Source organism: Bdellovibrio bacteriovorus, from assembly GCF_002208115.1.
In the GTDB taxonomy this organism is placed as follows: Bacteria; Bdellovibrionota; Bdellovibrionia; order Bdellovibrionales; family Bdellovibrionaceae; genus Bdellovibrio; species Bdellovibrio bacteriovorus_C.
Genome location: NZ_CP020946.1, coordinates 533,505 through 548,262 on the forward strand (window position 1 = coordinate 533,505; position 14,758 = coordinate 548,262).

At 48.9% G+C, this 14,758-nt stretch carries 11 protein-coding genes; 4 read left to right on the forward strand and 7 right to left on the reverse strand.

Translation table 11 applies throughout. The annotated features are described in order from the left end of the window. The first annotated feature begins 3 nt into the window (after window positions 1-3). Together B9G79_RS02685 and B9G79_RS02690 are read left to right on the forward strand one after the other, a co-directional pair. The gene (locus tag B9G79_RS02685; RefSeq protein ID WP_088564183.1) at window positions 4-1,431 is read left to right on the forward strand and encodes a hypothetical protein; all 1,428 of its coding nucleotides are present in this window, start codon (window positions 4-6) and stop codon (window positions 1,429-1,431) included. Window positions 1,432-1,606: 175 nt separating this feature from the next. Then, the gene (locus tag B9G79_RS02690) at window positions 1,607-1,981 is read left to right on the forward strand and encodes a hypothetical protein (protein ID WP_088564184.1); all 375 of its coding nucleotides are present in this window, start codon (window positions 1,607-1,609) and stop codon (window positions 1,979-1,981) included. On the opposite strand, the gene B9G79_RS02695 is transcribed toward B9G79_RS02690, so the two are convergent. The 3 genes from B9G79_RS02695 to B9G79_RS02705 all read right to left on the reverse strand — a co-directional run bounded on the left by B9G79_RS02695 (window position 1,978) and on the right by B9G79_RS02705 (window position 5,520). Continuing rightward, window positions 1,978-2,994: an ankyrin repeat domain-containing protein gene (locus B9G79_RS02695; protein WP_088564185.1), complete on the reverse strand. Its 1,017-nt coding sequence runs from the start codon at window positions 2,992-2,994 to the stop codon at window positions 1,978-1,980. The two genes, B9G79_RS02690 and B9G79_RS02695, sit on opposite strands and share 4 nt — an antisense overlap. Next, window positions 2,991-4,052 (reverse strand): ankyrin repeat domain-containing protein, encoded by a 1,062-nt coding sequence (locus B9G79_RS02700; protein ID WP_088564186.1) that lies wholly within the window; start codon window positions 4,050-4,052, stop codon window positions 2,991-2,993. The genes B9G79_RS02695 and B9G79_RS02700 overlap by 4 nt, the downstream gene beginning before the upstream one ends. Before the next feature lie 70 nt (window positions 4,053-4,122). Further along, window positions 4,123-5,520: a hypothetical protein gene (locus B9G79_RS02705; RefSeq protein WP_088564187.1), complete on the reverse strand. Its 1,398-nt coding sequence runs from the start codon at window positions 5,518-5,520 to the stop codon at window positions 4,123-4,125. Window positions 5,521-5,810: 290 nt separating this feature from the next. Here B9G79_RS02705 and B9G79_RS02710 point away from each other — a divergent pair, with 290 nt between their 5' ends. Continuing rightward, window positions 5,811-7,001 (forward strand): KamA family radical SAM protein, encoded by a 1,191-nt coding sequence (locus B9G79_RS02710; protein ID WP_088564188.1) that lies wholly within the window; start codon window positions 5,811-5,813, stop codon window positions 6,999-7,001. Here B9G79_RS02710 and B9G79_RS02715 read toward each other — a convergent pair. Next, window positions 6,993-8,186 (reverse strand): serine hydrolase domain-containing protein, encoded by a 1,194-nt coding sequence (locus B9G79_RS02715; protein WP_088564189.1) that lies wholly within the window; start codon window positions 8,184-8,186, stop codon window positions 6,993-6,995. The genes B9G79_RS02710 and B9G79_RS02715 overlap by 9 nt on opposite strands. Window positions 8,187-8,445: 259 nt before the next feature. On the opposite strand from B9G79_RS02715, the gene B9G79_RS02720 reads away from it, so the two are divergent. Next, on the forward strand, window positions 8,446-9,279 hold the full coding sequence (locus B9G79_RS02720) for a flagellin N-terminal helical domain-containing protein (RefSeq protein WP_088564190.1): 834 nt from the start codon (window positions 8,446-8,448) through the stop codon (window positions 9,277-9,279). A gap of 48 nt (window positions 9,280-9,327) precedes the next feature. Here the strand turns inward: B9G79_RS02720 and B9G79_RS02725 are convergent, their stop codons facing one another. From B9G79_RS02725 to B9G79_RS02735, 3 genes are all read right to left on the reverse strand, one after another. Next, entirely contained in the window at window positions 9,328-10,773 is a 1,446-nt protein-coding gene (locus B9G79_RS02725) for a methyl-accepting chemotaxis protein (RefSeq protein ID WP_088564191.1), read from the reverse strand. Window positions 10,774-11,002: 229 nt separating this feature from the next. Beyond that, window positions 11,003-12,433 (reverse strand): methyl-accepting chemotaxis protein, encoded by a 1,431-nt coding sequence (locus B9G79_RS02730; RefSeq protein WP_232469043.1) that lies wholly within the window; start codon window positions 12,431-12,433, stop codon window positions 11,003-11,005. Window positions 12,434-12,639: 206 nt separating this feature from the next. Further along, the gene (locus tag B9G79_RS02735; RefSeq protein WP_088564193.1) at window positions 12,640-14,613 is read right to left on the reverse strand and encodes a hypothetical protein; all 1,974 of its coding nucleotides are present in this window, start codon (window positions 14,611-14,613) and stop codon (window positions 12,640-12,642) included. Between the last annotated feature and the right edge of the window lie 145 nt (window positions 14,614-14,758).

Sequence of the window (14,758 nt, forward strand, 5' to 3'; positions counted from 1 at the left end):
AAGATGTTGAAAAAGAACTTTTTGAAAGCACTGGGTCTTTCTGTCGCTTTGGCGACTCCGGCGGCTCACGCCCTGTCTTTGGATTGGAGCGGTGGTTACCGCTTTGAATGGACTGAGATTGACCGTCCATCTTTGGGTTCCCCGACGGAAAGAAAAGCTTACGGTACCAACTATCTTTATCTAAGCCCGACCGTGATCGCGGCAGACGGTGTGAACGTTGTTTCCCGTTTCGATATTCTGAATAGCTCCGCTTATCCGAACTCCCAACTGGGGGAAATCTGGGGCCTGAATACCAACACAGCTGGTGCTTCCAACTCTTCCCCAGCAACTTCGACAAACCAGGGCTCTACCAACGTTCGTGTCAGCCAGCTTTATCTGACTGTGAATCAGGAATACGGCGCTTTGGTTGTAGGCCGTGCCCCGTTTGAGTTCGGTTTGGGTATGACTTACAACGCCGGCAAGGGTCTTTTCGACCACTGGTACGACACTCGCGATATCGTGGGTTATAAAATCGTGGTGGGCGACTGGTTCTTCATGCCTTCTTTGGGCCGCAAACAGTCCACTGGCTACGGTCAGGGTGGTTCTATCTCTACAATGGGTTTGCACCTTCAGTATGAAAATGCAGAAAACAAAACCATTTTGGGCGTTTATCAGGAAACTTCCAAAGGCGTGAAAGAGGCTTTGGGTTACCAAACTCCGGATCAGGTTGAGGCTATCGGCGGCGCGGGTGCAACTGTTGGCGAAAGCATGAATGTTCAGCGCACGAATGTGGTGTTTGGACGCGGCTTTGATTCCTTCGGTTTCAAATTGGAAGCCGGTTTCCAAAGTGGTGAAACAGGTGTTTTGACCGCAGGTGGTGATTCTGTGTCCTTGAATGGTTTCGGTGTGGCTTTGGAATTCGAAGTTCCGGCCAAAGAATCCAAATGGGATTACAGAGTTCGTGCGGGTATGGCGACGGGTGAAGACGGTGGTTCTTCCGGTTTCGGTGGTTATGCCTTCAATCAGAACTATGATGTGGCGATGTTGTTGTTCAATCATCGTTTGGGCATGAAAGACTTCCTGAATACCAACGCTTATCGTTCCAATCCGAACCTGACTGTTGGAAATTCTGCGGATGATGAATACGTAAGCAACGCCATTTATCTTGCTCCATCCGTGAACTATGCTTGGTCCGAAAGAGTCGACCTACGCAACACTCTGGTTTATGCACAATTGATGCAGACCCAGAATTCTTCTGTTGATTCTACAAAAGATCTGGGCCTAGAATGGGATATCGACGTGGTTTACAAACACAGTGATAAAATTCAGTGGGTGAATCAGGTCGGTCTTCTGTTCCCAGGTGAAGCTTGGAAAAACGGGTCTGGAGCAGACGGAAACCTGGATAACGGGTTTACATTTGGATTTGCATCTAAAGCCGCCATCAGCTTTTGATTACAGCACGATTGCAACTTGTACGACAGCTTGATGACTACTTGAAACATCTTGTTTGGTGGTGAGCAGGGCCCGGGGGGCGAAAGTCCCCCGGGATTTTTTTTTGCCTTAAAACATCATGGACAACTTCCCGAGGATTTGTAATATCAGGTCAGCAACTCAAATCGGAGGTTCTATGAAAGCGCTTTTGGGGTCTTTGTTGGCTCTGGTGATGTTATCTGCTCCGGCAGCTCAGGCTTGGACTGAAGTGGCCAACGAAATGATCTTTGCTGATCAACCGACTTTCCAGCAGGTGTTTTTGCGTAAAAGCAAAGCCGAATATCAGGAAGTCATGGTTCAAATCATGAACCCCAACGGGGCCCGCATCCAAAGAGCTGAAATCATCACGGAACAGGGCTGGTCCAAACCGGTCTGGAGACTTGAAGGCGACTACCGTTTCGGCATGCAAAGAACGGATGTCTTCCAGAAAGCCAAAGTGAATATCTTCCGTACTTATTTGACGACTCTTCGTCCGGGTGAACCGGTTCGTTTGCGCGTGATGATGCGTTAGTTTTCATCCATTAGGTACGGAGTGATGTGGCAGCCCATAAGGCACAGGGGCATATTCTTAACGCCCATCATTCCTGTTGCCATGACATATTTGCTCTTTAGATCTTCAGCTTCCTGTTCGGTCATGTGATCCAAATCAAAAAAGGTTCTGGAAATAAGGGGAATGTCCTCGCTTGCCTTAAAAGTAATATAGCTCCTCGTCTGCGGAAGGAGTTCGGCGGCCGTTGTTAGTTGGGCATGTTGCGGAGCAAGGTCTTTAGACGACAAAGCCAGTTTAATAAAGGCAAACGGAGTTCCAACCAGTTTGCCTCCGGCAACTGGAAGTTCTATTTCCATGGTGTCGATTTTCTTACGGCTTAAAAGATACTTAAGATAATTTAGATTTCCATCGGGATGACGGGACAGGGAGATGATTTCCCCTAACAGCCAAATTTTTAAATTCTGATTGTCCAAATTATCCTGGCAATAGGTCTCTGCCAGCCCAAGAACGGTATTGCTGAAAGTGTTTGAAAAGACACTCATGAACGAGTGAATATTTAATAGATCTGAACAGCCCAGATTGATTTTTTGAAAGTGAGCCCAAGCTTTCTCCAAAGTGCCATAGGTCGACAAGTTTTGATATTGGAGCATCGCCCATGCTCCAATGGCCCCTCCGGAATCCGGGCTGTAGTCCCGAACTAGCAGGTATGGTTTTTTGTGAAAGCTGGATCCTTTGATAAAGGCAGAAGCTCCCTTCGCAATCAAAAGACTGACGATAGTATGATTTCCCCTCTGGAGAGCAACTTCTAAAAGGGTTTGTCCGTTTTCTTCAATTGTTGCCAAATCCGGCATGGGACGGGATTCGATAAGTGACTGAACTTCTTCGAAGGAAGCATACTTCACGGCCTGAAAGATTGATTGAGCCGGAGATTCTACCGACCTTGTAGGGACGTATTTTTCATCAGCCTGGTCTTTCTGAAATGCGCAACCCACTACTAAGCAGGCAAGGAGGCTCGAAATAAGCAGATTTCTCATTCCTCTTCCTCCGGGTTCCAGAAGTCCCCGCTGGCTTCTGCCAATGAATCATTTAGGATGGTGTTACCCCAAAAGTTTTCATCGTTGCGGAGTTCATCGATAGTGATCGAGAATTTTGCTTCGTCGATAGTTTTACACTTTCCCGGGCAATAGATTGTTGCCAGTGCCTCAGGAAAACGTGTGATTTTTTGCAGATAAGTGCTGAAGTTTTCGTGTCTAGCCGGATATTTGATATTTCGCCACCATAGCAAAAGCGATGGATTTACAAAGTAGGTGCGGTCTTCTTTATCGCTATAGTGCCAATATCCATGGAATTTATTCGGCATTTTTCCAGATATAAACTCTGCCAAAGCGAAATGCGGAAGAACCTTGTTTAGCTGGGTATCAAGCTCGTCAAGCAGAATATAGGAAGCATCTTTTACCAGCCTTTCAAATAGCTCGTCATTTTGCATCGAGGGAACTTTAATAAGCTTTTCTATTATGGCCAAAGGAATTTCATGGTCGCGATATCCACGCGTAATTGCGGGGATAACCTCGGAGGCCGGAGTCTGATTGGTGATGACAAAAGTCAGCAGCTCTTCAAAAGACTTGCTCTTAAGAAGACTTCGAATTTGCGACTTGGATCGTGATATGCCCGCCCTGAGAGCGTGGTACTTAAACAGCTCTAAGGAGCTTGGTTTCTTTTGTTCTAATTTTAGAGTGCCGACTTCCTGATACAAAGACTTCTTAGTTGTGGTATTGGCCACGAATGGTGAGGCGCCCAACTGAGCCAGGTGCCGGATGACTTCAACGTCACCACGCAAGGCTGCATTCTCCAGTGGTGTGCTGCCATCTGGAAAATTCTGATTTAGATCGGCTTGGGACTTGGTTTGAATGGCGTCCTTCAGGTCATGAAGTTCAGCTTCAAGAATAAGTTTTTGGAAGGCGTTCTCAGGGGTTTTGGCTGACTGGGCCAACGGCGTTTCAGACGGCACGGCTGGTTTGTTCTGATCTTTCGAGAAAGAACAACCCATCAAAACAGTCATTATGATTGTTTGCGCAAGAATGACTTTTTTCATGTTTTGTTCTCCTTTCTCAATAGGACAAGGGTCCTTCATGGACCCTTGGGAGGATTGAATCAATTAGCTGTTATTGGCGGCCGCGGATCAGTGCTCTTTGTTGCAAGGCTTCGGCCGTCGCATCGCGTGGGGTTCCGAAAGTCACACCACTGCTGTTTGGGTGAACATTCAGTTGCGTTTGTGGCTGAGTGCTCAGTGCCGTACCGCCGGTTCTGGAAGAAACTCCGGACGGGATCGTACCTGGTGTTGTCGGCGTTGTTGGCAAAGTCCCGATAGACGTCGTTGGTACCTGGCTCTGGATAGTGCCGATGGTGCCGCGACCTGGATTCTGCAGGCGGCCGGACAAGTCGATACCTGGATCTTTAACTGTGCCGCTTGTTTTTCCACTAAGGGCATTCAAAAAGGCAAGGTAAGATTCAGTCAGGAAGGTCCCGTATGCAATCTTCTGCTGTTCAGTGAGGTTGCCAATAGAAGCTGCCGACTGCAGTCCATGCAGGCTGTTGGTTTTCAGAAGTGTCTCCAAAACACTGGTTTCACTACGGCGAATTTCTGCTTCGCTGCTCAAGTATGCGAATTCTTGCGGGTTGGTTGTTTTTAGAGACAACGCAGTCAGTGCTGCCGCTTGCTCAGCTTCGTACTTTAATAGATTTGCCTGTGCTGACAAAAGCTTAGAACGAACCATTTCATGCTTTTTCGGGATGTCTGCAATAAGCTTTCTCGTGAGTTCTAAGGTGTCCTTTCTTAGCTTTTCCGCATCTTCTTTGGCCCATTGGTATGAAATATTATCATCAAAAGAAATCATGCCTCTTTTGACACGTTCATCAATTTGAAGGGAGGATCTGATAGTAGTAAGCTGTTCAACCAGAAGAGGCTGAATTGCGCTTGTGAAGAACTTGGAGGCTTCAGAAGATTCTACATCTTTCTTTTTGTCATTCAAAATTTCGGTGAAACCTGAAGCCAGGCAAGAAAGTGCATCTGCAGATTCTTTGTGTTCTTTACACTCTTTACGCAGTTTTTCAAAGTGGTCCACCTTCTTCTCAACAACTTCTTCACCCGTAGCCTCAGCATCCGCTTCCGCCACGTCTTCTTTTTTAGCCACTTTCTTTTTAGGCGCGGCTGTTTGTTCAGCCAATTTTTTCATCAGCTCAACATTCAGTGCATCGATATCAGATTTGTTTTTAGCGCTCAGGACGATGGTGTCGTAACCACACTTGCCTTCGCAGACTTTTCCTTCAGTTGTTCTTTTTGGAACCAAAGCCAGGACTTCTTCATCACCGTTATCAATGTATTTAACGGGCATCACACCTTCAGCGGTGTAAACCTTGCTTTCAGTCAGATCGCCGCTTGTGGAAGCGAAGTCTGCGGAAGCAATTCCGTCATTATGAGTGTTGAACGATACATTGAATCCCAAGACAGCCAGCAGAGCCGACGTCAGAACCCATTTCTTTTGCGGGTAAGTGAATTTCATAAGTCCTCCTATATGAAGGGAACATCCAGTCCCTTTTATCTACACTTATGTAAAGCGAAGGCCGGGCCAAAACCCGAGGTTTGTGCCAGCCGCTCTAAACACAGGAAATAGCTAAGAGTTCTCATGTTGAGATTCATTGCACGGGCGAGGGTGCCTGTTGAACTTCTGGTGTCCCATCGTGAGAAGTATCAAAAGTGTTTTAATTTCATATACTTAGGCCTGACTTTCGGGCAGAAGGCAAAATATTGAAAAAGCGCCCCTTTCGGTCACTTTTAGAGTATAAAACAGCCATGAAGTTTCATTTCCCGCGAAGCAAAAGGCCTGAACATATCGCCGAATCCGATTGGAATAATTGGACCTGGCAGCTTCGCCATTCCCTGAAAACCCAGGACGATTTCGCCCAGCATTTTGAATTAAGTGCGGATGAAAAGGCTGCGTTTGTGGGTGGGAAAGAACTCTTCAACGTGCGCACCACGCCGTACTATGCAAGCCTTGCTCAAGGTTCTGCCGGTCAATCCATTCGCCAGATCCTGATGCCTCATCGATTTGAAATCGAAGACGGAGAACAGCAGATGCTCGATCCTTTGGGCGAACGTCAGAACAAGGCAGCCCCTCGTTTAATCCATCGTTATTCAGACCGTGTGTTGTTCCTGATCACAGATATCTGCAGCGTTTACTGCCGCTTTTGCACCCGCAAGCATTTCACGGGGCAAGAGCAGGCTTTCATTCGCAACGAAGAATACGAACAGGCTTTGGCCTATATCAAATCTCACACCGGGATTCGTGAAGTCATTCTTTCCGGCGGCGATCCGCTGACGGTCAGTGACAAGCAACTGGATCGCGTGCTGGGTGATTTGCGTGCGATCGAACACGTTGAGATCATCCGCATCGGATCCCGCATGCCCGTGGTGTGCCCGATGCGTGTGACCGAAGACCTTGTGCAGATTCTAAAAAAGCACAAGCCGGTGTTTTTGATGTCGCACTTTAATCATCCGGACGAGCTGACTGCCGAGGCGGTGGAAGCTCTGGAAAGACTAGTGGATAACGGTGTTCCGGTGATGAACCAGATGGTGCTGCTGAACGGTATCAACAACCATCCAGCGCTGGTGCAGGCATTGAATCGAAGACTGCTGTTCCTGCGTGTGAAGCCTTACTACATGTTCCAGTGTGACCCGTCACTGGGGACGGACCACTTGCGCACCTCTGTGGAAGATTCACTGGAAATTCAGAAAGAGCTGTGGGGGCACTTGTCCGGCCTTGCGATGCCGAATCTGTCTTTGGATATCCCTAATGGTGGAGGCAAAACTTATCTGGTACCGAATTTTGAAGTCGGCCAGGAAGGCCGCACCCGTCACTATGTTGGTTGGGATGGGGTGAAGGCTGAATACGTCAGCCCCGCGCCCGAAAAGATCCGCAAGCCCGATGCCTCAATGTACGAGGCCGAGTGGGCTCACCTTAAAAACAGCAAGAACTTACTTTAGTTCTCCGTTTACACCATCCAAAAGCTCTTTACCCAAAAGGCCGATTTCTTCCAGCTTTTGTACCGGCAGGCGGTTGAACACAACGGCCCAGGCGTAGCCATCACCATGACGAGTGAAGTAAGAAAGTGTGCCGGTTTCCAAGGCGCCGGCGTGTCCGATGTTTTTCCCACCATCCATGCACACCCAGCCCAGGCACGCGTTCGGATTTCCGATGGTGGTCACGGGGGCCGTCATCACCGCCACCGTTTCAGGTTTCAAAATCTGCACACCTTTGTTCCAAGGGGTTACGGCATTGGCAATTTTCACCAGATCTGACGGAGTCGCCAGCCAGCCACCGTGTCCATCCATGGTGTGGAAGACATAGCCGTTGTAGGATTGAGGCCCCATGGTTTTGTTGTCGAAAACAGACTTATTCGGTGCAGAGCGGGGATCATCATAATAGCGGGCTTCGTTTGGCAGGCGGTCCTGCAAAGTGTTGCCGGCAATTTTCATGTCGGTGATGCCCAGAGGTTGCAGGACCTTTTGCTGCACATATTGCTCATAAGGCATTTTAGAAAGGGACTCGATGATACGCGCCAGAATATTGAAACCCAGATTGGAATAGTGGAACTCTTTCCCCGGAGCCACATCCAGCTTTTGATACTTCAATACATAAGAAATCACAGTTTCTGCGCTGGCAGGAACCGGAGTCTTCATTTTTTTGGCGATCGTGTAGACTTCATACTGCGGATCACCACTGACGCTCAGATCCCAACCCGCAGAATGCTGAAGCAGATCACGCAAGGTGATCTTGTAGACACGCTGATCGCGGATCTGGCGGTACTTTGGCAGATAGCCGCGGGGGCCGAAAACAGGTTTGTTCAAAGCTTTTTCCAGATCGACACCGGAATCTTCCAGCACTTTGAACACGGCAATAGCCGTGATGGGTTTGCTGGCACTGGCGATGCGCCACAAGGTGGTGTCTTGCGGCGTCGTTTTGTTTTCTATATCTGCAAAACCAAAGTTGTCCGTGTGGATGATCTCGCCATCTTTCAGAATGGCGACAGAAGCGCCTGGGATGTTGTGTTTTTGAATGAACGTATTTACGAAATCACCGGCTTTTTTTGCCGACGCATTTTTCTTTGGGGTGCTGGTGCAGCCGATCATCAGCAGGGAAACCAGCAGGGTCATCAGGGGTGCTTTCATCTATAGCTCCTTCTCGCTATGAGACAGCGTGATCGATTTTTTGCATAAAGAAAACAAGTTTTCGTGGATTTTCTGGGCCATCGGTCCCGTCGCGGTTTGGCCAGTTGTTAATGTTCGGTGAAAAATCAATCCATAGTCTCGTGAAGTACATTCAGGATCACCCGAATAGTTCAGCAGAACACAACCGCAAACTCGGATGTAGGCGGTCAACTATTCAAGGAGGCTAAGCCATGGTTATGACGAAGTAGCGAGGAAATAAATGGGAATGAGAGTAACAACCAATGTTGCAGCCCTGAACGCCCAAAGAAATCTGGCGGGTTCGCAAAGAATCGTAAATGATTCTATGGCCAAACTCGCTTCGGGCAGTCGAATCAACAAAGCGGCAGATGATGCTGCGGGCTTGGCGATTTCAGAAGGGTTGAAGGCACAGATCCGTTCTGCAGCTCAGGCTCAAAGAAATGCCAATGATGGTATTTCCATGATCCAGACGGCAGAGGGCGGTCTGAATGAAGTCGGCAACATTATTGTGCGTCTGCGCGAACTGGCGATCCAGTCGGCCTCTGACACTGTCGGGGAAACCGAGCGCGGGATGCTTAATAAAGAGGTGACACAGTTGACCAGTGAAATGCAGCGTATTGCCAAGTCCACGACGTGGGGTACGACGAAACTGCTGGACGGCTCTGCGCCGAAGTTTGATTTCCAGGTGGGCATCGGCAACGACGATTTCGCGGATCGCATCAGCTTTAATGCGGGCGAACACGCGGCGACGCTGGATGCTCTGGGCTTGGAAGGACTGGATTTCTCTTCGAAAGAAGGGGCACAAACGGCACTGAAACGACTGGACGATGCGCAGACGAATGTCAGCGGCACCAGAGCTTATCTGGGGGCATTGCAGAATCGACTGACATCGACAGTGGATAATCTGGGTGTGACTCAGGAAAACCTGTCCGCTGCCAACAGCCGTATCCGTGATACTGATGTTGCAACAGCATCCAGTGAGATGGTCAGAAATAATATTTTACTGCAGGCAGGAACTTCGATTCTGTCTCAGGCAAATCAAGCAAACCAGTTGGCACTTAAGCTGATCGGTTAGCAAGTACTCCGTTAGGGGGCCCTTTCCCAGGGGCCCCTTTTTTTTGTCTTAAGCGGCCTTGCGGCCTTCGATCAATCCACGCAGATCCGAAATCAGCGAATCCACAGCTTCGGTTTTTTCATTGAGCTCTTTGGCAATGGAAGAAACCTGCTCTGAAGCTTTGGTATTGCTTTGTGATGTGGTGTCCAGGCTGACCAGGGCGCCGGAGACCTGCTGAATACCCAGACGCTGTTCTTCGCTGGAAGAAGCGATGTCCTGGTTATAAGAAGACACTTTTTCAATGTCCTTATGGATGCGGGTGAGAACATCCTGGCTTTGGCCGGCCTTGGAGACGCCCTCTTCAATATAGCTGGCACTTTTTGAAATCAGCTCAGAGATTTCTTTGGCAGAGACAGAACTTCTTTGTGCCAAAGAGCGCACGGCTTCGGCGACCACGGCAAATCCGCGACCAGCTTCTCCGGCGCGCGCCGCTTCAACGGCGGCATTCAGTGCCAGCAAGTTGGTTTGGAAGGAGATGTCCTCGATGATATTGATGATATCCTGCATTTTTCTGGAACTGTCGCTGATTTTTTCCATCGAGCTCATCAGTTGTTTGATAGCGCCCGAACCGTCTTCAGCGGAAGTTTTGGATTCTTCAGAAGCAACCTTGGCCAGCAGGGCGCGTTCGCTGCTGATTTTCACAATGGACTCTATCTGACTGATGGAGGCCGTGCTGGCTTCCAGCATCGAAGAGGCTTTGCTTGCGCCGTTTTGCACGGTCAGGCTGGTTTCAGAAAGATAACTGGCGGCCTTATGCACCTCTTGTGAGTTGTCTGCCAGGGCGTCACAAATCTGCTTCACAGTTCTTGCGATGGATGAAGAAGCAAAGAATGAAACCAGGCCCGCCAGAACGATTGAAACGGCGGCAAAGACCGTCACCCAAAAGCGCGCCTGCTCTTCAGCGCTGGTGGCCATGTGGGCTGACTGATCGGCATACTGAATTTGGTAGGTGGTTTCACGCAAAAGAGGCTCATAGATTTTTTGGGCTTTTCCGGGGCACACGTCGCGAATCAGGGAAACGACCTTACTTTCGTTTTCCTTGAACTGCGCACTCATCGCAAGGACTTCGCCTCCAAAGGACTTGAATTCATTCCATCCGGCGATGAACTCTTTATAGCTGGTGCGGTCTTTGGCGGCAGGATCAATCTTCTCGTAAGCTTCAATGTGCTTTTCAAGATTGGTGATCTGTTCTTTGGACTTTTCGATATAAACGTTCACTTCATCCTGCGTGTTGCCGGCAAGTCCAATGCTGCGAACATGGATGCGAAGCTCGCGAATGGTCGCACGAAGATCGGCAAGCTCTTTCAGTGACGGCAGATTTTCATGCGCAACGATGCCGTACTCGGCACTGACTTTATTAAGAAAGAAAAAACCCAAAGCACCGCTGGTGGCTGCAAGCAGAGCAACGGACAGTCCCATCACGGTCAGTTTTGCTTTTAAACTCCAAGTCTTCATAACGGTCCTTAAAAACAATTGTTAAAAAATATTAACCTTGTTTTTACATCGGAGCGATTCAACCAAACATGAGATAAAAGAATTAAAGAGAGGAAGTTTCAACGTTCTGAATAAGAAGAACGGGTGATAGGGAATACGATCCCCGAGAGGGTTTCGGGTTAATATTTGGAGGCCGAACAAAAAAGGCCCGGGTAAAACCCGAGCCTTCCTTGTTGGTCATTGAGTTAATTCAGGCTGCCTTTCGGCCTTCAATCAGTCCGCGCAAGTTGGAAATTAGGGTATCTACGGCCTCGGTTTTTTCGCTGAGTTCCCGAGCAATGGATGAAACCTCTTCCGAGGCACGGCTGTTGGATTGCGAAGCTGAATCCAGACTTACCAGAGCACCGCTGACCTGTTGAATACCCAGTCGCTGTTCTTCGCTCGAAGAGGCGATGTCCTGATTGTAGGAAGATACTTTTTCGATGTCTTTGTGGATGCGTTTTAAGACGTCCTGGCTTTGGCCTGCTTTGGAAACCCCGTCCTCGATATAGCTTGCACTTTGTGAAATCAGTTCAGAAATCTCTTTGGCGGATACGGAACTTCTTTGAGCCAATGATCGAACGGCCTCTGCCACGACCGCAAATCCACGACCGGCTTCCCCAGCGCGTGCGGCTTCAACGGCTGCATTCAGCGCCAACAGATTGGTCTGGAAGGAAATGTCTTCAATGATATTGATGATATCCTGCATTTTTCTGGAGCTGTCGCTGATTTTACCCATGGAGCTCATAAGCTGCTCAATGGCGCCGGCCCCGTCTTCGGCAGAATTTTTAGAGTCTTCAGAGGCGACTTTGGCCTGCAGGGCGCGCTCGTTACTGATTTTGACGATAGCTTCGATCTCGCTCATCGAGGCGGTGCTGGCTTCTAGCATGGAAGAGGTTTTGCTGGCACCGGTTTGAACTGAACTGCTGGTTTCGGCCAGATGGCTTGCAGCTTTATGAACCTCGTTGGAGTTGTCGGCCAGGGCATCGCAGATTTCTTTGACTGTTTTCGCGATAGAAGATGATGCCATGAACGAGACGAGCCCTGCCAAAATAATTGAGATGGCGGCAAAGATGGTCACCCAAAAGCGTGCCTGGTTTTCGGCTTCGGTGGCGTCGTGCGCGGACTCATCTGCGTACTGTACCTGATAGGTTGTTTCACTAAGCAGAGGGTCATAGACTTTTTGTGCCTTTGTTGAACAGACTTCGCGAATCAAAGATACGATCTTGTCTTCGTTCTGTTTGTAATGAGCGCTCAAAGCAATCACTTCACTGCCAAATTCCTTAAACTCATTCCAGCCAGCGATGAACTGCTTGTAGCTGTCGCGGTCTTTTGCAGCCTTATCAAGGCTTTCGTAGGCCTGTATGTACTTTTCAAATAAAGCCACCTGCTCTTTGGATTTCTCCACGTAGCGGTCAACGTCTTCCTGGGTGTTGCCTGCCAATCCAATGCTACGAACATGAATGCGCAATTCCCGGATGGTCGCACGAAGTCCCGCCAGCTCTTTCAACGAGGGCAGATTCTCCTGGGCGACCGTGCTGTATTCCGCGCTGACTTTATTCAGGAAGTAAAAGCCCAGGGCTCCACTTGTTGCAGAAAGCAACGCCACCGACAGACCCATCACCGTTAACTTTGCCTTCAAACTCCAGGATTTCATAAACGACCTCAATCATGGTTTAGTAAAAATATCTTACCAATTATTGATCGGGTGAAATCGCGCAGGCATGAGCGGAAAGTTTGTAATTATTTAAAATTATTGGATTTTTCTAACACGTTTGGGGGAGAAAACACGATCTTCGGGTTGCTTTCGCAATCCGGGACTTCTGAATTTCTGATTTTACAGTTCAATTACATCAATGGAGCTGGCTTCGTGTGAGTGCGGTACTCGCCGGCATCATCCGTGAACAGACGCAGGTCAAAGCTGCGGTTGTGGATGATGTTCTGGATGTACATCAATGAACGGTACAGGCTTTCTTCGGCGAAAGTGCCGAAGCTGTACTGGATCGGAGTGTTGCCTTTTGCTGACAACACCATTTCATAGCGCATCAACTGGTGCTGCGATGTTTCTGGAACCAAAGACATCAGGAAGCCCACGCCGCGTTCGCGCCAAATGCCGATTTCCTGCAGGTCTTCAAACGCTTCGAAGCGTTTTTCAACTGTGGTTGCCGGATTGATGATGATCTGCAGACGGTCTGCGATGCGCTTGATATCGCCCGTGAAGGCCGCCATCCAGTTGCCGATCGCACCTTTAGGCGGGATCAGACCACCGATGATCGGTGTGGAGCGAGGACGGCTTTTGGTTGCGATGTAAGCTTTGAACTTCGCCACAAAAGCCTCTTTCGTCATGTATGGCAGATAAGCCAGCGCATCCGGATTAAAGAAGACTTCCTGTTTGAAGTAACCATTCACGATCTTGCCGTTTTCAAAGGACCACAGATGCCAAGGGATCTTGTTGTATTCCTTCTGACCGATGGTTTCCTGAACGATTTTCTGGATCTCGCGGAAGTCGCGGGCAGAAACATCACGCATTTTCATTTCGTTGCTGGAAGTCAGGGTCACAAAACGCTGAGGTGCCCATTTGTTGTTGGAAGTGAACAACAAGTTGGAAGTCGCCAGAGTTTCTTCACCGAACAGACCAAACAGGATCTTGGACTTTTTGTATTTGGAGAAAGTATCCAGCAGGAAGTGTCTTTCCTGGTCTTTTTTGTCGAAGGAAAGAACTTTGTTTTCACCGTAAGCACGACCGGCTTCGAATTTCAGCAGGCTCAAAGAGAACTTGGTTCTGGCATCACGGAATACACCTTCAGAGGAGCCTTTGAACACGCGGTCGATACGGCGCTGTTGAGCCGGGGCTTGAGCGTCTTCCATGGTGATCGCTTCAACATCCGTCAGGTCAGCAAGAAGCTGGTTCTGAAGGTCTTTGCGGGACGCCAGCGGATTCAGGATCTTCACATCCTTGAACATAACTTTATTCTGCATCAGACCGTCATAGGCCTGAGCTGCTTGCGCGTTGTTCAGGTCAAACACGTAATCAAGCATGATCACGTCGTTTTTGCCCAAACCGGCGCTGGCTTTCAAAGGAACGAAGTTCAGCCATTTTTCGATGCGGTTGTCGATCAGGTTTACACCCAGAACTTCAAGGTCTTCCATTTCAACACCGGCGTTGGCGCCGACACCTTCACCACGAATGGCGATCAGTTTCACGCGCATTTTATTGTCGGCCATACGGAACAGGTGAACCATGAAGTTGCCGGACAGGTAAGCGTGAGTGGATGCCCCGGCTTCAAAAGAGCCTTTCAGGGTGTCGTAGCCCAGGGAAAGGATCAGGCTGATTTTGCCTTCAAATGCCACGAAGTCGCCTGGAACCAGACGGGTGATGGCTTTTTCTGCCGTCAACGGCAGGTTTCTCATTGTGTATGGCAAAGTCAGCAAAGAGTCCTTTTGGGATTTGAACTGACGGGCAAAGATGATTTCTGTGCCTTTGTTAATGCCAAAGCTGACCGGGCTGTCCATATCGTTGATCAAGTCACCGATATCCACGCCGAAGTCCATGATGTATTTGTCGATACGAGTGTAGTAGCCGTCGACGTAAGAAGGCTCGGACTCGATTTTATAGCGAAGGGAAGTGGAGATACCGTCGATGATATCTGCATTCACCAGGGTCAGGCTGCCGCCGATTTCCTGTTTTGCCACTTCTTTTTTGATTTTTTCCCAGGCATTGGCAGGTTTAAGAACTTCCCATCCAGCCTGTGCCGGGGAAGTGATCATCAGTGAAAGGGCTGCGGCCAAGGCGGCAGTCACAACACGTTTTTTGAGCATCATAAGCTCTCCTCTACATACGTCCTTGAATTAAACAGCGGTCATCTATGCCGCTCTGCGAGTTCCGTAACTTTGGGGCACGTTACAACTCCGCAAGAGTGGTAGTAAATATTCTTTCAAAACACAAAGTAAAAACTCTAATGGGCCG

Coding starts and splice junctions, on each gene's coding strand:
- B9G79_RS02685 (WP_088564183.1), top strand. CDS start 4: ATGTTGAAAAAGAACTTTTTGAAAGCACTGGGTCTTTCTGTCGCTTTG.
- B9G79_RS02690 (WP_088564184.1), top strand. CDS start 1,607: ATGAAAGCGCTTTTGGGGTCTTTGTTGGCTCTGGTGATGTTATCTGCT.
- B9G79_RS02695 (WP_088564185.1), bottom strand. CDS start 2,994: ATGAGAAATCTGCTTATTTCGAGCCTCCTTGCCTGCTTAGTAGTGGGT.
- B9G79_RS02700 (WP_088564186.1), bottom strand. CDS start 4,052: ATGAAAAAAGTCATTCTTGCGCAAACAATCATAATGACTGTTTTGATG.
- B9G79_RS02705 (WP_088564187.1), bottom strand. CDS start 5,520: ATGAAATTCACTTACCCGCAAAAGAAATGGGTTCTGACGTCGGCTCTG.
- B9G79_RS02710 (WP_088564188.1), top strand. CDS start 5,811: ATGAAGTTTCATTTCCCGCGAAGCAAAAGGCCTGAACATATCGCCGAA.
- B9G79_RS02715 (WP_088564189.1), bottom strand. CDS start 8,186: ATGAAAGCACCCCTGATGACCCTGCTGGTTTCCCTGCTGATGATCGGC.
- B9G79_RS02720 (WP_088564190.1), top strand. CDS start 8,446: ATGGGAATGAGAGTAACAACCAATGTTGCAGCCCTGAACGCCCAAAGA.
- B9G79_RS02725 (WP_088564191.1), bottom strand. CDS start 10,773: ATGAAGACTTGGAGTTTAAAAGCAAAACTGACCGTGATGGGACTGTCC.
- B9G79_RS02735 (WP_088564193.1), bottom strand. CDS start 14,613: ATGATGCTCAAAAAACGTGTTGTGACTGCCGCCTTGGCCGCAGCCCTT.